17 protein-coding genes and 1 tRNA gene are annotated in these 19,858 nt (G+C 72.9%); 9 read left to right on the forward strand and 9 right to left on the reverse strand.

The features are described from left to right. Positions 1 to 23 precede the first annotated feature (23 nt). The 7 genes from rox to OG392_RS04275 all read left to right on the forward strand — a co-directional run bounded on the left by rox (position 24) and on the right by OG392_RS04275 (position 7,911). Positions 24 to 1,451, forward strand: a complete 1,428-nt coding sequence (gene rox / locus OG392_RS04245; protein WP_329275725.1) for a rifampin monooxygenase — start codon at positions 24 to 26, stop codon at positions 1,449 to 1,451. A 99-nt stretch (positions 1,452 to 1,550) separates the two neighbouring features. Next, positions 1,551 to 2,246, forward strand: a complete 696-nt coding sequence (locus tag OG392_RS04250; RefSeq protein ID WP_329275728.1) for a 4'-phosphopantetheinyl transferase family protein — start codon at positions 1,551 to 1,553, stop codon at positions 2,244 to 2,246. Positions 2,247 to 2,335: 89 nt separating this feature from the next. After that, complete coding sequence (locus OG392_RS04255) at positions 2,336 to 3,016, forward strand: HEAT repeat domain-containing protein (RefSeq protein ID WP_329275729.1); 681 nt, start codon at positions 2,336 to 2,338, stop codon at positions 3,014 to 3,016. 3 nt (positions 3,017 to 3,019) lie between these two features. Continuing rightward, the gene (locus OG392_RS04260) at positions 3,020 to 4,135 is read left to right on the forward strand and encodes a HEAT repeat domain-containing protein (protein ID WP_329275732.1); all 1,116 of its coding nucleotides are present in this window, start codon (positions 3,020 to 3,022) and stop codon (positions 4,133 to 4,135) included. 34 nt (positions 4,136 to 4,169) lie between these two features. Further along, the gene (locus OG392_RS04265) at positions 4,170 to 5,087 is read left to right on the forward strand and encodes a DUF6891 domain-containing protein (protein WP_329275734.1); all 918 of its coding nucleotides are present in this window, start codon (positions 4,170 to 4,172) and stop codon (positions 5,085 to 5,087) included. Positions 5,088 to 5,296: 209 nt separating this feature from the next. Beyond that, complete coding sequence (locus tag OG392_RS04270) at positions 5,297 to 5,851, forward strand: HPP family protein (protein ID WP_329275737.1); 555 nt, start codon at positions 5,297 to 5,299, stop codon at positions 5,849 to 5,851. A gap of 344 nt (positions 5,852 to 6,195) precedes the next feature. Beyond that, on the forward strand, positions 6,196 to 7,911 hold the full coding sequence (locus tag OG392_RS04275) for an ABC transporter ATP-binding protein (RefSeq protein ID WP_329287055.1): 1,716 nt from the start codon (positions 6,196 to 6,198) through the stop codon (positions 7,909 to 7,911). Positions 7,912 to 8,005: 94 nt separating this feature from the next. Here the strand turns inward: OG392_RS04275 and OG392_RS04280 are convergent, their stop codons facing one another. Together OG392_RS04280 and OG392_RS04285 are read right to left on the reverse strand one after the other, a co-directional pair. Beyond that, a complete protein-coding gene (locus tag OG392_RS04280) occupies positions 8,006 to 9,631 on the reverse strand; it encodes a TROVE domain-containing protein (RefSeq protein ID WP_443054672.1) in 1,626 nt (541 codons plus the stop codon). Between the two features lie 295 nt (positions 9,632 to 9,926). Next, positions 9,927 to 11,168, reverse strand: a complete 1,242-nt coding sequence (locus OG392_RS04285; RefSeq protein WP_329275739.1) for an erythromycin esterase family protein — start codon at positions 11,166 to 11,168, stop codon at positions 9,927 to 9,929. A gap of 68 nt (positions 11,169 to 11,236) precedes the next feature. Between OG392_RS04285 and OG392_RS04290 the strand changes: the two genes are divergently transcribed. Continuing rightward, positions 11,237 to 11,983, forward strand: a complete 747-nt coding sequence (locus OG392_RS04290; protein ID WP_329275742.1) for a MerR family transcriptional regulator — start codon at positions 11,237 to 11,239, stop codon at positions 11,981 to 11,983. A 121-nt stretch (positions 11,984 to 12,104) separates the two neighbouring features. On the opposite strand, the gene OG392_RS04295 is transcribed toward OG392_RS04290, so the two are convergent. Genes OG392_RS04295 through OG392_RS04315 form a run of 5 tightly spaced genes read right to left on the reverse strand, consistent with a single transcriptional unit; the run spans position 12,105 to position 16,862 of the window. Beyond that, positions 12,105 to 12,797, reverse strand: a complete 693-nt coding sequence (locus tag OG392_RS04295; RefSeq protein WP_329275744.1) for an HAD family hydrolase — start codon at positions 12,795 to 12,797, stop codon at positions 12,105 to 12,107. After that, a complete protein-coding gene (locus OG392_RS04300) occupies positions 12,794 to 13,885 on the reverse strand; it encodes an ABC transporter ATP-binding protein (RefSeq protein ID WP_329275746.1) in 1,092 nt (363 codons plus the stop codon). The genes OG392_RS04295 and OG392_RS04300 overlap by 4 nt, the downstream gene beginning before the upstream one ends. Before the next feature lie 3 nt (positions 13,886 to 13,888). Continuing rightward, positions 13,889 to 14,857, reverse strand: a complete 969-nt coding sequence (locus OG392_RS04305; protein WP_329275748.1) for an ABC transporter permease — start codon at positions 14,855 to 14,857, stop codon at positions 13,889 to 13,891. Continuing rightward, a complete protein-coding gene (locus OG392_RS04310) occupies positions 14,845 to 15,744 on the reverse strand; it encodes an ABC transporter permease (RefSeq protein ID WP_329275751.1) in 900 nt (299 codons plus the stop codon). The genes OG392_RS04305 and OG392_RS04310 overlap by 13 nt, the downstream gene beginning before the upstream one ends. Then, positions 15,744 to 16,862: an ABC transporter substrate-binding protein gene (locus OG392_RS04315; protein ID WP_443055058.1), complete on the reverse strand. Its 1,119-nt coding sequence runs from the start codon at positions 16,860 to 16,862 to the stop codon at positions 15,744 to 15,746. The genes OG392_RS04310 and OG392_RS04315 overlap by 1 nt, the downstream gene beginning before the upstream one ends. Before the next feature lie 353 nt (positions 16,863 to 17,215). On the opposite strand from OG392_RS04315, the gene OG392_RS04320 reads away from it, so the two are divergent. Beyond that, entirely contained in the window at positions 17,216 to 17,965 is a 750-nt protein-coding gene (locus OG392_RS04320; RefSeq protein WP_329275755.1) for a GntR family transcriptional regulator, read from the forward strand. 82 nt (positions 17,966 to 18,047) lie between these two features. Here the strand turns inward: OG392_RS04320 and OG392_RS04325 are convergent. Together OG392_RS04325 and OG392_RS04330 are read right to left on the reverse strand one after the other, a co-directional pair. Next, positions 18,048 to 18,132 (reverse strand) — tRNA-Leu (locus OG392_RS04325). Between the two features lie 205 nt (positions 18,133 to 18,337). Further along, positions 18,338 to 19,834, reverse strand: coding sequence for a SulP family inorganic anion transporter (locus OG392_RS04330; protein WP_329275758.1), 1,497 nt, complete (start codon positions 19,832 to 19,834; stop codon positions 18,338 to 18,340). Positions 19,835 to 19,858 lie beyond the last annotated feature (24 nt).

Consider the following 19,858-nt stretch of genomic DNA (forward strand, 5'->3'; position numbering starts at 1 on the left):
TCAATCGAAACGGGGCGGTTCTCATGTTTGACGTGATCGTTGTGGGCAGTGGTGCGACCGGCCTGATGCTGGCCGGCGAGCTGCGGCTGCACGGCGTCCACGTGCTCGTGCTGGACAAGGAGGCGGAGCCCACCCGGCAGTCCCGCGCCCAGGGTCTGCACGTGCGCAGCATCGAGGTGATGGCCCAGCGCGGTCTGCTGGACCGGTTCCTCGGACTCGGGCAGCAGGTCGCGGTCGGCGGCTTCTTCGCCGGACTCGCCAAGACGTGGCCGGAGCGGCTGGACACGGCCCACTCGTACGTCCTCGCCATTCCGCAGCAGGTCACCGAGCGGCTGCTGACCGAGCACGCGACGGAGGTCGGCGCCGAGATCCGCCGGGGCCGCGAAGTGGTCGGCCTGAGTCAGGACGAGGACGGCGTCACCGTCGCACTGGCCGACGGCGAGGAGCTCCGCGCGCGGTACGTCGTCGGCTGCGACGGCGGCCGCAGCACGGTGCGCAAGCTGCTCGGCGTGGCCTTCCCCGGCGAGCCCTCCCGGATGGAGACGCTGCTGGGCGAGATGGAGCTGACAGCCGGCCAGGAGGAGCTGACCGCGGTGATCACCGAGGTCCGCAAGACCCAACTGCGTTTCGGCGCCATGCCCTTGGGCGACGGGCTGTTCCGGGTCATCGTGCCCGCCGAGGGGGTGGCCGAGGACCGCTCGGCCACGCCGACGCTCGACGAGTTCAAGCAGCAGCTGCGGGCGATCGCCGGCACGGACTTCGGTGCGCACGCGCCGCGTTGGCTGTCCCGCTTCGGCGACGCGACCCGGCAGGCCGAGCACTACCGGGTCGACCGGGTGTTCCTCGCGGGCGACGCCGCCCACATCCACCCGCCGACCGGGGGGCAGGGGCTCAACCTCGGTATCCAGGACGCGTTCAACCTGGGCTGGAAGCTGGCCGCCACGGTCGCCGGCTGGGCGCCCGAGGGGCTGCTCGACAGCTACCACGCCGAGCGGCACCCGGTGGCCACGGACGTCCTGGACAACACCCGCGCGCAGATCCAACTGATGTCGACCGAGCCGGGCGCGCAGGCGGTGCGCCGACTGCTCACGGAACTCGTGGAGTTCGACGACGTCAACCGGTACCTCATCGAGAAGATCACGGCGATCTCGGTGCGGTACGACTTCGGCGAGGGCGACGCACTGCTGGGCAGGCGACTGCGCGACGTGCAGCTGAAGCACGGGCGCCTCTACGAGCGGATGCACGAGGGCCGTGGGCTGCTCCTCGACCAGACCGGCCGGCTCTCGGTCGGGGGCTGGGCGGACCGGGTCGACCTCGTCGCCGACGTCAGCGAGGAACTGGACGCTCCCGCCGTTCTGTTGCGACCGGACGGCCACGTCGCCTGGGTGGGCGAGGACCAGCGGGAGCTGCTCGCCCACCTGCCGAAGTGGTTCGGGGCGGCCACGGGTTGAGGCGGCCGCCCGCCCCGGGCCGCCCCCCGCGGGCGACTCGGCGCCCCCGCGGCCCGACGCGCGCGAACCCGGCCGGCGCGACCGGTGCAGAATGGTGGCATGACCATGGAGATCAGCCCCGTACAGGTGCTGCGCGCCGGCCGCACGCCGGAGTCGGCCGTGCCGCCCGTCGCCGACGGAACCGTGGCGCTCTGGTTGCTGCCCATGGCGGATGACCCCGGCGCGCCCGCCCTCCTGGACGCCGAGGAACTCCGCCGGTGGAAGGCCCTGGTACGGGCCGACCACCGGGCCCGCTACCTCGCGGCGCACGGCGGGCTTCGGCGGCTGCTCGGGCACTGCCTGGGGACACGTGCGGAAGACGTGGTGTTCGTGCGGGAGGACTGCCCGGTCTGCGGAGGTCCGCACGGCCGGCCCGCGGTACGGGACGCCGGGTTCCACTTCTCGCTCTCCCACAGCGGGGACCTGGCGCTCGTCGCCATCGCCTCGACGCCCGTGGGCGTGGACGTCGAGGCGCATCCCGAGGCCGAGGTGTCGGCCCTCGTCGCGGACAGCCTGCACCCCCGGGAGCGCGAGGAGTTCGCGGCACTGCCCGCGGAGGCGCGGCCCGCCGCGTTCGCGCGGTGCTGGGCGCGCAAGGAGGCGTACCTCAAGGGCACGGGAGAAGGGCTGGCCGGGGGCCTCGACCGTACGTACACGGGGCTGGGCGCCGAGCCGGCCGCCGTACCGGGCTGGTCGCTCGCCGACGTACGGGTCGCGCCGTCGTACGCGGCGGCGGTGGCGGTCGCACGGCGGTAGGGCGACCACGCCGGCGGGCTCGGCGTGGCGCCGGGCTTGACCTTGACACGATGACAAGGTCTTGACTGCCGGGCAAGGAGGTGGTCCCCATGACCATGACGACCCACGACGAGGTCGCGACCCGCGCTCTCCAGGGCCTGGGGGACGGCAGTTCGTCGGTACGGCTGCGGGCAGCGCTGGCGATCGGCACGGCCCCCGACCCGCGCTTCGTCGGCCCGCTCGTCGAGCGGTGCGCCGTCGAGCCCGACTTCTCCGTGCGCGAGATGCTCACCTGGGCACTCACGCGGCACGCGCCGTCCCTCACCCTCCCGGGACTCCTCGGCGAGGTCCGCTCGGAGGTGCCGCGGGCGCGGAGCCAGGCGCTGCACACCCTGTCCAAGATCGGGGACCGGCGGGCGTGGCCGGTCATCACACGGGAGCTGTTGTCCGACGCCGACGACGAGGTGGCGCGGAGCGCGTGGCGGGCGGCGGTCGTGCTGGTGCCCGAGGTCGAGCGGGCCGAGCTGGCGGAGGCGCTGGCGACGCAGCTCGGGCGCGGCGGGAGGGAGACCTGGCTGAGCCTCAGCCGGGCGCTGATCGCCCTCGGCGAGGTGATCCTTCCGACGCTGAGCGCCGCGACGACGAACGGCTCCCCCGGCGTGCGCCGGCATGCGGCCGCCACGGAGCGGCTGCTGCACGACCCGGATGCGGGATTCGCGTTCTCGATCGAGGAGGCGAAGCGTGTCGCCGTCCTCGGCACGTCCGGCCAGGAGGGGCGAGGAGGAGGGTGACGCATGCTGATCGGTGAGGTGGCCCGGCGGTCCGGGGTCAGCGCCCGCATGCTCCGGCACTACGAGTCACTGGGCCTGGTGCGGCCGACGGGCCGTACCGGGTCCGGCTACCGGGAGTACTCCGGCGAGGACATCCGGCGGATCTTCCACATCGAGAGCCTGCGGTCGCTGGGGCTTTCCCTGCGTGAGGTGGCGAGCGCGCTGGACGATCCGGGCTTCGCCCCGACGGCGCTCGTCGAGGACCTCATCCGCGGGACGCGCGAACGCATCGCGGCCGAGACCGCGCTGCTCACCCGGCTCCGTCGGATCGGTGCCGCGGAACCCGCGGGGTGGGAGGAGGTCCTCCAGATCGTCGCGCTCCTGCACGCCCTGGGCTCGGAGAGCGCGGGCAGGCGGCAGCTCGCGGCGCTGTCCTCGGTCGAGGAGGTCCCCGTGCCGGTGGAGGCACTGGTCGAGGCGGCCCTGGGCGAGACGGACCCGCACGTCGCCGGAGCCCTGCGCTGGGCCCTGGCACGGTCGGGGGACGACGGCTCGATCGCCCTGCTCGCGGAGGGCCTGGGCTCACCGGCGGCCGGGGTACGGGAACGTGCCGTGCAGGCCGTCGCCGAGATCACGGGCGACGAGGCGACCGCGCTCCTGCGCGAGGCGCTCGCGCACTCCGACGGAACGGTTCGCAGGCACGCGGCGCTCGCGCTGGGGGCGCGCGGAACGCCCGAGGCGATCCCGACGCTCGTCGACATGGTCGCGGAGGAGACGAACGAGGTCGACGCGGCGGACGTGCTCACCGCGCTGGCGGGTCGCCCCGAGTGGGCGGACCGGATCGCCACCGGCCTCGTCGCCCGCCTCCCGCGGGCCGCGGGCGACCCTTCGGCGCGGCGCCGGCTGACGCAGGCGCTGGCGGACATCCCGGGAGACAAGGCGTCACGCGCCCTGGAGACTCTGTCGCACGACGAGGACCGCGCGGTGGCGCTGACGGCGACGTACGTCCTGACGCTGCGGGAGGCGCGCTGGCGCGGGACGGTGCGGAATCCTCAGGGCGCGCAACCGCAGGGCGCGAAGGCTCAGTGCCCGGGGCCTCACGGCACGGAGCCCCGAAGCCAGGAGCCTCAAGGCCCGTAGACCGACTGTCGGACGCGTGTGCGAGAGTCTGCGCATGCTCGAGATCGTGGTGAAGACGGAGAAATGGGAGCGGCACGTCCGCGTGTCCGCCGAGGAGCTGGCCGGGCTCGTCCGGCGCATCGGCGACGAAGGGGACCGGTTCCTGGTGGTCCAGCGCATTCCGGACCTGCCCGACGTCTTCGCCCAGGTCTGGCACACGACGGGTGGGGACTACACGCTGGAGCACCGGGACGGTGCTGCCACCCGCCACTTCCAGGTGATGGCCGCCGGCCCTGAGGCAGTGATCGCGGCGCTGACCGGCTGGGCCCGCGAGGAGGGCGGCTGGGGGGCGGGGCTGGACTGGTCGCCGCTGGACATGGGACCGGCCCGCGAGGTGCCGCCCCTCGACCTCGATGAGGAGGACCGCGAGCTGTTGGAGCAGCGTGTCCGGGAGGTGCTGGCGGGCGGCTACGCGGCCCGTGCCGAACTGACCGAGATCGCGGAGGAGTACCTGGTCTCCGAGGGCCGCCGCCCCGTCTCGCGCGAGCAGGCCGGGGCGCTGGTCGACCGGATGTGGCTGGAGCGGGTCGCCGAGCAGTCGAGCTGGGACGGCGAGACGGACCCCGAACGACTGACCCGCGCGTTCGAGGCCCTGCGGGGGGTCGGCATCACGGCCCGCGAGAACTTCGCCTGCTGCCGCACCTGTGGCGAGTCGGAGATCGGCGGCGAGAGCGAGCCCGACGCCCGCGGCTTCGTCTACTTCCACACGCAGTGCACCGACTCCGCCGCGGCGGGCCAGGGACTGATGCTCCTGTACGGCGGCTTCGACGGCGCGCCCGAGACGACGACGGCCATCGGCCACGAGGTCGTGGCCGCCCTCGAAACCGCGGGCCTCCCCACCGAGTGGGACCGGACCCCCGGCCGAGCCATCACGATCACCCCCCTGGACTGGCGTCGCCGTCTGGTCGGCTAGGGCCTGTCATGGGCCGTCTCCGTGCGGCGGCTGTCCACCCCTGCGGCAGACTCCGCGAACCCGCAGGTTAGAGTCGTATACGGTCGCGCCGCCGCACCAGGGCGCTGCGCGGGGCCGGGCCGGCTGTCGATCACAGAGCCCGATACGACGACGTCCCGACCGCTTCTGCCCCATACGGCCCTCGGCCGCCTGCCACGGAAACAGCGCACATGACTACCGACGCCCCTTCGCGTCCCGACCCCGCCCACGCCACCCTCGAACGCCCCCGCCCGCCGCGGTTCAGCGGCCGGGCTCCGGCCAGGCCGGCGCCGGTCGCCGCGTTCCACAGCGTGAGCGCGGCGACAGCCGTTCTCCTCGCGCTGGTCGCGATCGGCGCGGTCCTCCACGAACCGGTGCTGATACCCCCGCTGGCCGCCAGCGCCGCTCTCGTGCACGCCGCGCCCACGCTGCCCCTGGCCCAGCCCCGGAGCGTCGTCGTCGGCCATCTGCTCGGCGCCGCCGTGGGGTACGCAGCCCTCGCCGCCGCGGGCAGCAGCGCGTGGGCGGCGGCCGTCGCCGCGGGTCTCACCCTGGCGCTGACCACGCTCGCGCGGACACCGCACGCGGCCGCCTGCGCCACCGCGGTGGTCATCGTGCTCCAGACCCCCGAGGCCGTCCGGTTCGTCCCCCTCCTCTTCGGCTCCACGGTCCTCCTCGTCCTGACCGGGTACGCCGGCTCCCGGATCCGTCGCGGCTCACCGAGGTATCCCGCGTACTGGTGGTGACCGCCGACGACTCCCCTTCCCGCCGGGGGGACGTCTCCGCGTGAGTGGAGTGCGTCTCCGCGTGAAGGGAGTGCGTCGCCGCATCGGTGGAGCACGTCTCCGTGTGGGGGGAGTACGTCTCCGTCCAGGTGGGGAGGCACCCTCGACCCGAGTCGGCGCCCGGCCCCGGCCCGGACGTAGATTGAGGCCGCCTCCCCGCCCAGGCGGACCCGGGCCCACCCGACACAGCACGACGAGGAGCACGCGTGGCCACCACCGCAGAGTCCGCCCCACCCGACGCACCGGCCCCGCAGGACCTCGCCATCGACGGTGAACCCACCGAACCCGTCGTCCCGGCCTGGCGCATGCTGCTCGGCTACATCCGGCCGCACCGCTGGACGCTGTTCGGCGGGGCCGTGCTGTCGCTGGTCACCGGAGCCACCGGGCTCGCGCTGCCGCTGGTGGCCAAGTACCTCATCGACGCGCTCTCCGACGACCGTCCGATCACCGGCGCCCTGCTGCTGATGTCGGCGCTGGTCGTCGCCAACGCGGGGATCGGAGCCCTCGGCGGGTACGTCCTGCGGCGCACCGCCGAGTCGGTCGTCCTCGGCGCGCGGCGCACGCTCACCTCGTATCTGCTGAGGCTGCGCATCGCCGCCGTGGACCGCAGCGAGCCCGGCGACCTGATGGCCCGCGTCACCTCCGACACGACCCTGCTGCGCGAGGTCACCACCGACTCGCTGGTGGGACTCGGCACGGGCGGGCTCACCCTCGTCGCGACCCTGGTGATGATGGGCCTGGTCGACCCGGTCCTGCTGGCCGTCACGCTCGGCGTGGTGCTGGGCGCGGGAACCGTGATCGGCGTCATCGTGCCCCGTATCAGCAGGGCCAGCCGCAGGGCGCAGGACGCCGTCGGGGCGATGGGCGCGTCACTGGAACGCATCCTCGGCGCCCTGCGCACCGTCAAGGCGTCCGGGGCCGAGCACCGCGAGGAGCAGGTCGTGCACGCGGCGGCCGAGGAGTCCTGGCGGCAGAGCGTACGGGCCGCCAAGTGGTCGGCGCTGGCCGGGAACACGGCCGGCCTGTCCATGCAGATCGCCTTCATCACCGTGCTCGCGGTCGGCGGCGCACGGGTCGCGACGGACGCGATCGACGTCGGCACCCTCGTCGCGTTCCTGCTGTACGTCTTCTATCTGATGTCGCCGATCCAGCAGGTCGTCGGCGCCGTCACCCAGTACCAGGCCGGGGCCGCCGCTCTCGCCCGGATCCGTGAGGCGCTGCGGCTGCCCGCCGAGCCTCCGGCGCCGCCCGCGCCGCTGCCCGCGCCGGGAGCCGAGCCCGCCGCCCTGGCATTCGAGGACGTCCGGTTCCGGTACGCGGACGATCTGCCGTACATCCACCACGGCGTGACCTTCTCCGTACCGCCGCGCGGGATGACGGCCTTCGTCGGCCCGTCCGGGGCGGGCAAGACGACGGTGTTCTCGCTGATCGAGCGGTTCTACGATCCGGGCGCCGGACGAATCACGTTCGACGGCCGCGATCTGGACGCGTGGGAGATTCCGCGGCTGCGTTCCGCGATCGGTTACGTCGAGCAGGACGCGCCGGTGCTCTCCGGCACCCTCCGCGACAACCTGCTGCTCGGGAACCCCGAAGCCGCGGAGGAGGACCTGCTGCGGGTGCTGGGCACCACCCGGCTGGACGGTCTGGTCGAGCGGCTCCCCAAGGGCCTGGAGACCCTCGTGGGCCACCGCGGCACCAAGCTCTCCGGCGGTGAGCGCCAGCGCGTCGCGATCGCCCGCGCGCTGCTGCGCCGCCCGCGTCTGCTCCTCCTCGACGAGGCCACGAGCCAGCTCGACGCCGTCAACGAGGCCGCCCTGCGCGACACCGTGGCCGACGTCTCCCGTACGACGACCGTGATGGTGGTCGCCCACCGGCTGTCCACGGTCACCATGGCGGACCGCATCGTGGTCATGGACGCGGGCCGGGTCCGCGCGGTCGGCACCCACCGCGAACTCGTCGCCGCCGACCCGCTGTACGCCGAGCTCGCGGCCACCCAGTTCCTGGCCACGACCGAAGGCTGACCGGGCGCCGTAGCCCGTGTCCCGCGGCGGGCGCCCGCCGCGAACGGGTCACCCGCCGCGAACGGTGAAGGCCACCCGCCGCGATCGGTGGGGGTCAGTCGGCTGTGGTGGTGCCCGATGTGGCGTCGTCCGTCCAGGGCCAGTGCGCCTGTCGGCCCGATTCGATGAGGGGGATCATGCGGAAGGCGGCGTCCGTCAGGCCGCCGAAGGTGTGGCGGTGGGGGCCCACGGGGGCGTGGGCGGGGTGGTAGCCCGCCAGGTTCCAGGTGTAGACGGGGATCTCCGGCGGGACCGGTTCGGCCGGTCCTCCGGGGTGATGGGGGGCGGCCTGTTCGTCGGTGACGATCACCACGCGGTCGTGGTCCCGGTAACGGTCCCGCAGGGCCTTCGTGGTGTGGGTGCCGCCGAGGCGGTGGAAGCGTTCCCGTACGTCCAGCACCGCTTCGCCGTGTGTGAACGGGACCTCCTTGGTGGACCAGCCGAACTCCACCAGGTCCGCCGCTTCGGCCCGCAGGGCCAGCGCGCTGCCGAAGACGGCCGCCGCGTCCGCGCGGGTCAGCTTGGATCGTTCCGAGAGCGTGTCCCAGAACATGGAGTCCGACCGGTCCACGAGGACCAGGGTCCGGCCGGGCAGCGCCGGCACGTTGGACAGCGAGTGGCCGAGTGCCGTCTCCAGCGCCGCCGCCCAGCGCCGCTTCGGCGCGTGTCTGCGCGCGGCCAGGTAGCGCAGGGGGAACTGCCGCGACCTGGCGACCTCGTCGGCGTCCGCGATCCGGGCGGCGACCCGGGCCGCGGCCTCGGCCGAGATCTTCGCGGCGTCGAGGTTCCGCAGGTTCCGCAGCAGGGCCATCGGGCCCATCTCGGGGATCACCGCCTCCCACACCGCGGCGTCCAGCGGCCCGTGGAGCCAGCCCGCCAGGGCCTCCCACGTCATGCCGGCCGCGGACAGGCGCTCGCTGCCGTCCGGCCCGGTCACCAGGGCCCGCCGCTCCTCCAAGGGCAGTTCCATGAGGGTCCGGTGTGCCGTCAGGAGGGTGTCGGAGGCCGGGGGCAGCGCCGTCTCCGGGTGGTGCCGGCGGTCCAGGGCGTACCGGAAGAGCGCACCCTGCCACGGCTTCTCCGGGTCGGGCGAAGCGTGCACCAGGTTGAGCACGTCTCCGAAGCGGAACGCGTGGGACGCGGTGTCGTACTTCAGCAGCGACCGCGACGAGTACAGCCTGCGTACGGCGTCGGCGATGCCCCTCTTCACGGGCTGCGGCACGTTCCGCCCGTACGCCGAGGTCCAGTGGGCGAGCAACTCGCCGGGCTCGTCGGCCCGCTGGAGCACCGCGTCGATCACGGAGCGGTTGGACGGGCCGTCGGACGCACCCGCGTCGAGCCGGGCCCGTACGTACGCGGCGGCGCCGACCAGGGATGCCGTACGCATGTTGCCCTCGCCGCGCAGCCAGCGCAGCAGGCCGGCCGTCCACGCGGGGTCGTCGACGGCGAGCCGGCCGACGAGCCGGACGTACCGTTCGTCGCGCTCCGTGCCGCTCTCGTAGAAGGTCCGCTGCGCGACGAGGTTGCCGACGGCCAGCAGGAAGAGCTCGTCACGGGGTTCCCGGACGAAGGCCGGTCCGCCCTCGTACGTGGGGAACGGGTACGGGGCGGGCGCGAGGTGGACCCGCGGCGGCTGAGGCATCGTGCGGGCGGCCGCCGAGACGTGCGGGGCCACGAGCATCTCGGACCAGACCTTCGAGACGCGTCGGGTGTAGCGAGGCAGTGAATCCCCCCGGATCCAGAGGAAAGGAACGGACGGCCCAGGGAAGGGTGCACAGGGGCCGAGGCGACCACGCCCACCGGGATCAGAGGTGGCGGCGGCGTCACTTGGATTTCGGAAGAAGTAGCCGCAGCCGAGCGCATCGGAGGCGCGGTCGCGGGACCAGCCTAGGCGGGGCGGCCCGCCGCACACCACCGATTAAACGCCGATCGGACCGTCCGGCGCCGCGCGCCGCGGGGGATGCGTGCCGGGCCGTCTAGGCGTCCTTCACGAACACGACGCCTTCGATGCCGGTCAGCTGCGCCGGGTCGAGCGGCGCGTAGCCGAACCAGGGGGACACTCGCGGCGCGGTGGGCAGGGCGTCGCCCAGGGTGGCGGCCAGGCCGCGGGCGTCGACGACCGCGCACTCCTCCGGGCCCGCGTACAGGAGTCCTTCGACGGTGTTCTGTGGCGGGGTGTCCACGCCCTGATGCCGGAGCGTGCCCAGGGCCGTCGCGAAGAAGGCGTACTCCTGGCCCAGTCGGGTGCTCACGATCGCGCCCGCGCTCCACCACTCGACCGGCCTGCCGCCCATCCGCATCGAGCTCCTGCTCCGCTGGAGATGGCCGTTGTGGGCGTGGACGAGCACCGGGGCCCGGTCGGCCGCGCCCGCGGAACCGACGGCGTCGGCGTCGACACCGGCGACTGCCAGGAGGTTGTCGGCCATCATCCGGTCCCGCAGGCTCACCAGCCGCGTGATGCGGTCCGGCGAGGTGTCGGCCAGCCAGTAGTGGTAGCGGAGGAGGCCGGTGGCCGTACGGCCGTACAGGCGTGCCCGGTCCCAGTCGTCCCGCGAGCTCGTCGCCATCAGGTGTGGCCCGTGCGCGTCGAGCAGCGCCACCAGGTCGTCGGCGAGCAGGCGGAGTTCCGTGGCATCGGCCGACTGACCCACGGACTGACCGGGGTCCGTCATCACGGCGGGATGCGTCCAGCGGTCGTCGGGGCCGAGCAGGCGGTCGAGCGTCTCCATGGCGCAGGTGGCATCGATCAGGTCCGTGTCCAGGCGGGTGGAGAGGAAGCCGTGGAGCGCGGTGAGGGCTTCCCGGGGACTCTCGGCCCCGGTGATCTCCAGAGGGCCGTCGAAGCCCGCGAAGCGGAGCAGGTCCGCCTCCGGGCGGCCGTCGTTGAAGGCGCGCATCCAGCGCACGAGCGCGCGGTTGCCGTCGTACGCGCCCCAGCCGTGGCTGAATCCCCGCTCCATGACCTCGTCGAGGGTGCCGGTGCCCGTGGTGACGTAGTCGTCCACGAGCAGACCCCGCAGGCAGTCGCTCTCGACGGTGATCGTCCGGTAGCCCTCCTGCTCGACGAGCTGCCGGAAGAGTTCGTTGCGTACGTCGAGCAGCACGCCGTCGTCGTGCGTGGGCTCCCCCAGGGCGAGCAGCCGTGGCCTGCCCCGGAGCAGCCCCATGACAGCGGCGGCGTCGACGGTGTGGATGACGTCCTTGATGTCGGTAGCCATGCCTTCAACGGTATCGTTGAACATGCGGTGGAGACTTTTGCTCGACAACGGCGGGAATCACTGGGGTCATGGAACAGAACCTTCAAAGCACCGGTCGGCTCAGGCCGGTCGACCTGGCGCGCGAGCACGGTCTGTCCACCCAGGCGATCCGGAACTACGAGGAGGCCGGCGCCCTGCCTCCCGCCGCCCGCACCCCCTCCGGATACCGCGGCTACACCGCGCTGCACGCGGGTGCGCTCCGTGCCTTCCTCGCCCTGCTGCCCGGCCACGGCCATCGGACGGCGACGGCGATCATGCGGGCGGTGAACGAAGGCGCGGCGGAGGAGGCGTTCCGTCTCATCGACGAGAGCCACGCCCTGCTCCTCGACGACCGCCGGACCCTGCGGGCCGTGGAGAACGCCCTCCGCGAGCTGGAACCGACCGCCGGACCCACCGCGAACGGCCCCGCCGCGGCATCGAAGTCCGTCGACATGTTCATCGGCCCCCTCGCGGAGGCGCTCGGCGTCCGGCCCGCGACGCTGCGCGCCTGGGAGCGCGCCGGGCTGGTGCGCCCGCGCCGCGATCCGGTGACCGGCTACCGCGTGTACGACGAGGCCGACGTACGGGACGTCCGCCTCGTCCACCAACTCCGGCGCGGTGGTCATCTGCTGGAGCAGATCGCCCCGCTGATCGCCCAGGTACGGGCGGCCGGGGGGCTCGGACCGCTGGAGGCCGCACTCGGCGACTGGCACGGCCGGTTGTCCGCGCGCGGCCGGGCGCTGCTGGCCGGGGCGGCGGCGCTGGAGGTGTACCTGCGCGAGCGGGAGCGCGACTGAGACCGCGACCGCGACAACCCGCGGCCGGGCGTGGAGAGACGGGCCATGGGCTCCGGGGCCGCGGCCCCGTTCACGCCCCGCTTCCCGCGTCACGACTCCTTCCCGGCACGCCCCGCACGCCTCACCCGTCCCCCACCGGCGGGCCGTCACCGCCCGCGCCGCCGGCCGCCACGTAGCCGCGGAGCGCCGCGACCGACACCTCCTCCAGGCTCTCCGCGAAGATCCGGCCCGGTCGCGCGGGCACGGGCAGCATGGACGGGACGACGAGGACCGTGCAGCCCGCCGCGTCGGCGGAGGCCGCGCCGTCCGGGGAGTCCTCGACGGCGACGCACGCCGCGTCCGGCACGCCGAACCGGCGGGCGGCCGCACGGTACGGGTCGGGGTGCGGCTTCGTCCGTACGGTGTCGTCGGCCGAGAGGGTGAAGGCGAAGGGGACATGCGCGAGGGCACCCCCGATCACCGAGTCCACCACCGATCGCGGCGACGCGCTGACCAGGGCGAACGGCACGCCCTCCATGGCGAGTTCGGCGAGGAGCCGGTCCGCGCCGGGGCGCATCGGCGCGCCCCGGTCGACACGTTCCTGGAAGGCGGCGGTGAGTGCCGTCGCCACTCCGTCCGCGTCCGGGGTCCCTGTCACGCGTACGAGGTGGGCGGCGGTGTCCTCGACGGCACGGCCGACGACCTCGGGAGCGTCCACGTCCGTCAGCCGGTGGCCGATCCGTGCGGCGATCTCCGCGGTGGCCTCCCACCAGAGGACCTCGGTGTCGACCAGGGTCCCGTCCATGTCGAAGAGGACGGCGGCGAGTTCGGTCACCGCTCAGCCCTCGGCACGACGAGCGCGGGGTGCCGGGCGAGGCCCAGGGTGACGCGCGCGCCGGGGGTGAGTCCGGTCGCCTCCCGGGAGGCGAGGTCCGCCTTGACGCGCGTACCGGCGTGATCGAGGTGGACGCGGGTGACGGAGCCCAGGAAGGAGGTGGAGACGACGGTCGCCTCCCCGTCGGCGGCCTCGGTCACGGTGACGTTCTCGGGGCGGACCAGGACGTCGACCTCGCGGAGCTGCGGGGCCTCGCCGTCGACGGGCAGGCGGGTGCCCGCCACCTCGACCTCGCCGGAGTCGGTCAGGGCTCCGGGGAGCCGGTTCATGGTGCCGACGAACTCGGCGACGAAGGGGGTCGCCGGACGGCGGTAGAGCTCGGCCGGGGCGGCGCACTGCTCCAGCCGACCGGCGTTGAGGACGGCGACGCGGTCCGCCATGGACAGCGCCTCCTCCTGGTCGTGGGTGACGAAGACCGTGGTGATGCCGAGGGAGAGCTGGAGGCGGCGGATCTCCTCCCGCAGGCTCAGCCGGACCTTGGCGTCGAGCGCGGAGAGCGGCTCGTCGAGGAGCAGGACGCGGGGCCGCAGGGCGAGTGCCCTGGCGAGCGCCACGCGCTGCTGCTGGCCGCCCGACATCTGGTGCGGGTAGCGGTCGCCGAGCTGCGGCAGGCCGACGAGGTCGAGGAGTTCGGCGGCGCGGGCTCGCCGTTCGGCCGGCTTGACCTTCCGTACGCGCAGACCGAAGGAGACGTTGTCGGCGGCCGTGAGGTTGGGGAAGAGGCTGTACGACTGGAACACCATGCCCGCGTCGCGTCGGTTGGCCGGAACCTGGGTGATGTCGGCCCCGTCGACGAGGACTTCGCCCGCGTCGGGCCGCTCGAAGCCGGCGAGGACGCGCAGGGCGGTGGTCTTGCCGCAGCCCGAGGGGCCGAGCAGGGCGAGGAGTTCGCCGGGTTCGACGGTCAGGTCGAGTCCGTCGAGGGCGGTGGTGCTGCCGAAGGCGCGGCGCAGGCCCCGGAACTCGACGCGCGCCCCGCCGCCCGCGACCGGCTCGGTCCGCTCCGCTGTTGCTGTGGACGAGGACATGGGTCAGGACTCCTTGGGCGAAGTGCGGTACGGCGTACGGGGACTGCGGGCCTTGCGGGCGGAGCGCGGAGCGCCGGGAGTGCTGGTCGGCGCCGTCCCGGCCCGGGAGAGGGCGAGCAGCAGACCCCAGGTGATGACGAGGCTGAGCAGCGACACGGCCACCGACATCCGGGCGTGTGCCCCGGAGATGGACACGATCCACACCGCGAAGGGCCGGAAGCCGAGCAGCGAGGCGATGGTGAACTCGCCGAGGACCAGGGCCAGGGTGAGGAAGGCCGCGCCCGCGAGCGAGGAGCGCAGGTTGGGCAGGATGACGCGGAACATCACGTACGGCCAGCTCGCCCCGCAGTTGCGCGCGGCCTCGACGAGCGTGGGGACGTCGACGGCGCGCAGTCCGGCGTCGAGGGACCGGTACACGAACGGCAGGGCCATGACGGTGTACGCGAGGACCAGGACGAACGGGAAGCTCTCGTTCTGGACGGCGAGGAACGTCTGGTAGAGCGGGGTCCGCGAGAGGTGGTCGGGGCCCCAGCGCAGCACGGTGCTGATGCCGGTGACGAGGGCGATGGGCGGCACCACGAGCGGCAGCATGCACATCATCTCGACGACCGGCCGGAGCCGGGGTGCCCCGAGCCGTACGGCCACCAGGGCGGGCACGGCGAGCAGCAGGGCGAGGACGATCGTCGCGGCCGCCAGGCCGAGGGAGAGCAGCAGGCTCTCGGTGAAGCCGTCGGCGGCGAGCAGCGCGGTGTACGCATCGAAGGAGATGCCCTGGCCGGGCGTGTGCACGGTGAAGACGAACGAGGCGATCAGCGGAACGAGGAAGTAGGCGCCGCCGAGGCCGAGGACGACTCCGCGCCAGACGCGGGGCCGGGGACGGGTCCGCGCGCGGGCGGCCGGCGGGGCCGTGTCGGCGTCGTCCGGGCCGGGCTTCGGTGCGGTCTCCGAGGCGGTGGGGGTCATCGCAGCCATCGGGCGCTCCTGCGCTGGAGGGGGAGGTAGACGGCCATGACGAGTCCGGCGATGAGGATCATGTCGAGGCCGAGGGCGAGGGCGACGTTCTCCTGGCCGACGAGGACGTTCCCGGAGAGGGCGTCCGCGATCTTGAGGGTGACCAGGGGCACGGAGCCGCCGACGAGCGCCGCCGCGGTGGCGTGCGCGGCGAAGGCGCTGCCGAAGAGGAGCACGAACCCGCCGAGCAGGGACGGTGCGAGGACGGGGATGCCGACGTGGCGCCAGTACCGCAGGCCGCTCGCGCCCGCGTTCTGCGCGGCCTCGCGCCACTGGGGGCGCAGTCCGTCGAGCGCGGGGAGGATCACCAGGACCATGAGCGGGATGAGGAAGTACAGGTAGACCACGGCGAGTCCGGTGAAGGAGTACAGGTTCCAGCCGAGGCCGCCCAGGTCGGCGAGCTGGGTGACGACGCCGGAGATGCCGAGGGTCGCGATGAACGCGAACGCGAGGGGCACGCCGCCGAAGTTGGCGAGGACCCCGGAGGCGGTCAGCACGGCGTTGCGCAGCGCCTGGGAGCGGGAGGTGACGACGGCCTGGGCGATGAGGACGCCGAGGACCGTGGCGATGAGCGCGGTGAGGGCGGAGAGCTGGACGCTGCCGACGAGGGAGCCCAGGTAGGGGCCCTGGAGCGAGCGGCCGAGGTGCTCGCCGGTCAGGGTGGTGGCGCCGGTGCCCGGGTCGGTGCGGGTCACGGCGCCGTACAGGAGGGCGCCGAGCGGCAGACCGAAGCAGAGCCCGGTGAAGGCGATGAGGGGGAGGGCGGCGAGCCAGGTGCGCGGGCCGCGCCGCCGGCGGCGGTGGCCGCCGGCGGTCTCCTCGGTGGGGGTGGAGGAGGCGGAGGACATCAGGAGACGGCCTTGTCCCACTTCTCGGCGAGGGTGGCCTTGGCCTTGTCGAGCTCGGCGGAGGCCGGGAAGGCGGGGGTGCCGGTGACGGCGGGCAGCTTGGCGACGAAGGTCTTGTCGGCGGTGCCGTCGGCGGTCATGGCCGGGAGCAGCACGGGGCGGGCGTAGCCCTTGAGCCAGAGGTTCTGGCCCTCGGCGCTGTAGAGGAACTCCATCCACAGGCGGGCGGCCGCGGGGTGCGGGGCGTCCTTGTTGACGGCCTGCGAGTAGAACTGGGCGTAGACGCCGTCGGTGGGGACGGCGACCTGCCAGTCGACGCCCTTGTCCTTGAACTGGTCGGCGTAGCCGGCGTTCAGGTAGTCCCAGTCGATGCTGATGGGCGTCTCGCCCTTCTCTACCGTGGCCGGAGTGGACTCGACGGGGATGAAGTTGCCGCTCTTCTTGAGCGTGCCGAAGAAGTCGATGCCGGGCTGGATGTCGGCGAAGGAACCCTTGTCGGCGAGGGCCGCCGCGTACACGCCGCCGAAGGCGGAGCCGGACTTGGTCGGGTTGCCGTTGAGGGCGACCTTGCCCTTGTACTCGGGCTTGAGCAGGTCGGCGAAGGTCTTCGGGCAGTTCGGGATGCGCTTGGCGTCGCAGCCGATGGAGACGTAGCCGCCGTAGTCGTTGTACCAGCGGCCGGCCTCGTCCTTCTGGGCGGCGGGGATCTTGTCCCAGGCCTCGACCTTGTAGGGGGCGAAGAGGCCTTCCTCGGCGCCGCTGCGGGCGAAGGCGATGCCGAGGTCGAGGACGTCGGGGGCGCGCTTCTGGCCCTTGCGGGACTTGACGGCGGCGATCTCGTCGGCGCTCGCGGCGTCCGGGTTCTCGCTCTCGATCTTGATGCCGTACGTGGTCTCGAAGGTCTTGATCAGTTCACCGTAGTTGGCCCAGTCCGGCGGGAGCGCGATGACGTGGAGGGCGCCTTCCTCCTTGGCCGCCTTGACGAGGGCGTCCATGCCGCCGAAGTCCTTGGCCGACGCCGCGGTTGCCGCCTTGGCACCGTCGCCCTTGGCCGCGGCCTCACCCTCGGGTGCGGCGCCACAGGCGGTGAGAGTGGTCAGGGCGGCGGCGCCGAGCAGCACGGCGGCACCGCGGAGGGGGGTTCTGCGCACGAGTTCTCCCAGAAGCGAGTGAAGGAACTTGTCTGTACAAGCCGCCCTTAGTTCGCCCTTACGTCCTGTCCGGAACATGAACGGAACATGGCTGGATCCGGGCACCTCCCGGAAGAGCCGGGTGCGGTGAACACCAGGTGAACGCAGTGAACTCGGGCCCATCGGGAAGCTCGCCGCGAGGCCGTCCGATCGGGTTAGGCTGACCCCTGCACACCACACGCCGTGACCGGCTGCGCACAGCCACAGGCATCGGCTCACCGCCGCCATCGACGTACGGCGGCAGACAGCGATACGCGGCCACACGCGAGAAGGGGGATGCCGTGACGGCGCTCTACGTGGAGATCGCGGAGGGGCTCCGCCGCTCGATCCTCAGCGGCGAGTACGCCGTAGGCGCCCGCCTTCCCTCCGAGAGCGACCTCGCCACCCGCTGGGCCGCGTCGCGCGGCACGGTGCGCCAGGCCGTCGCACTGCTCACCTCCGAAGGACTCATCGGCTCACGCCAGGGTGCCCGCCGCATCGTCCTGCGCAGGGAGCGCCGGCACAGCTTCGCCGAGCTCCACAGCTTCGCCCAGTGGGCGCGGGCCATGGGCTACCAGGCGACCAGCCGGTTCCTCCACCGGGAACGCCGCACGGCCACCCCCGAGGAGGCACGCCGGCTCGTCCTGCCGGAAGGGGCGGGGGTCCTGGACGTGCTGCGCCTGCGGCTCCTGGACGGCGAACCGGTCATGGTGGAACGCACGGCGTACGCGGGCTGGGTCGCCCCCACGGTCGAGGCGCTGCCCGTCGACTGCGCCTCGATCATGGACAGCATGGCGGAGGAGGCGGGAATCGTCGCCCACTACGGCGAGCACCTCATCGACGCCGTCCCCGCCGGCAGCGACGACGCCCGGCTGCTCCGGGTCCGCCGGGGAAGCCCGCTCCTGCGCCAGCGGCACCTGACCAGCAACCCGGACGGCCGCCCGATCGAATGGACCGAGGACCGCTACCGCGCGGGCAGCGTGACCTTCAACGTGAGCAACTCGGTGGGCACGGCGCCACTGGTCAGGGACCCGGGCTCACTGCTGATGTGACCCGGCACGGCCCCCGCACCCGGAAACGACGAAGTGGCGGCCGGAATCACTTCCGACCACCACTTCGTACGACGAGTCGTCGTGTCCGAGGGGGGACTTGAACCCCCACGCCCGATAAAGGGCACTAGCACCTCAAGCTAGCGCGTCTGCCATTCCGCCACCCGGACAAGGTGTACGTCGCTGTGCGTGATGATCACTCGCGGCGACAAGACGAATATATCAGGGCTCTGACCTGCACTTCACCCTCGTTTCCCGGAGGCGGCCGACGCCGTCGACACATACCGCGATGGGTGACGTACGCGGGATCGACGCGGTCGGCCTGACACGGTCGACCTGACGCGTCCGTCGTGTCAGGGGTCCGGCCGGGGTGCCTCAGCTGCCCGTGAGTTCGCCGCTCAGCCTGCCGTGCAGCGCCGCGCTGGGGTCGTTCAGGCCGGTGATCTCCACGGTCTTCCCGCGCTGCGCGTACTTCGCCTCGATCGCGTCGAGGACGGCGACCGACGAGGCGTCCCAGACGTGCGCCGCCGAGAGGTCGATGACGACCCGGTCGGGGTCCGTGGCGTAGGCGAACCGGCCCACGAGTTCATCGGCCGACGCGAAGAACAGCGCACCCGTCACCCGGTAGACCACGGTCGTGCCGTCGGGATCGGTCACGGCGGTCACCTCGGCGTGGTGCGCCACCCGCCTGGCGAAGATCACCGTCGCGGTGACCGAACCGGCGACCACCCCGACGGCGAGGTTGTGGGTGGCGACCACGCACACCACGGTGATCACCATGACGGCGATCTCCCCGACGGGCATACGCCTGAGGGTCGCCGGGGCGATCGAGTGCCAGTCGAAGGTCGCGAAGCACACCATCACCATGACGGCCACCAGGGCGGCCATGGGGATGTCGGAGACGACCGGCCCGAAGACGATGCAGAGCACCATCAGGAAGACACCCGCGAGGAAGGTGGACAGCCGGGTCCTGGCGCCCGACACCTTCACGTTGATCATCGTCTGCCCGATCATGGCGCAGCCGCCCATGCCGCCGAAGAAGCCCGTGACGATGTTGGCGATGCCCTGGCCGATGGACTCGCGGGTCTTGTCGGAGCGGGTGTCCGTGATGTCGTCGACGAGCTTGGCGGTCATCAGGGACTCCATCAGACCGACGAGCGCCATGGCGAAGGCGTACGGCGCGACGGTCGCCAGGGTGTCCACGGTGAACGGCACGTCCGGCAGGCCGGGCGTCGGCAGGGAGGACGGCAGCTCGCCCTTGTCCCCGACGGTGGGTACGGCGATTCCGGCGGCCACGGTCACGGCGGTGAGGGCCACGATGGACACCAGGGGCGCGGGAACGACCGTGGTGATCCTCGGGAGGAACACCAGGAGGAGCAGGCCCGCCGCCAGGAGCGGATAGACGGCCCAGGGGACGTTCCTCAGCTCGGTCAACTGGGTGAGGAAGATCAGGACGGCCAGCGCGTTCACGAACCCGACCATCACCGAGCGCGGGATGAACCGCATCAGCTTCGCCACCCCGAGGGCGCCCATGATCACCTGGACGACGCCCGCCAGGATGACGGCGGCGATCAGGTACCCGAGCCCGTGCTCACGGTTGAGCGGTGCGATGACGAGCGCGACGGCGCCGGTCGCGGCGGAGATCATCGCCCGGCGTCCGCCGACGATCGCGATGGTCACGGCCATGGTGAACGACGCGAACAGACCGATGGCGGGATCGACCCCGGCGATGATCGAGAAGGAGATCGCCTCGGGGATCAGCGCCAGGGCCACGACCAGGCCGGCCAGCACCTCGGTGCGCCAGACCGTGGGATCGGTCAGCCAGTCGGGGCGCAGACGCGCGAGGGGGGCACGGGCGGGCGATGAGGACAAAGGAGGGGGAACCTGTCACGCGTG

The sequence above is a fragment of the Streptomyces sp. NBC_00691 genome (assembly GCF_036226665.1).
In the GTDB taxonomy this organism is placed as follows: Bacteria; Actinomycetota; Actinomycetes; order Streptomycetales; family Streptomycetaceae; genus Streptomyces.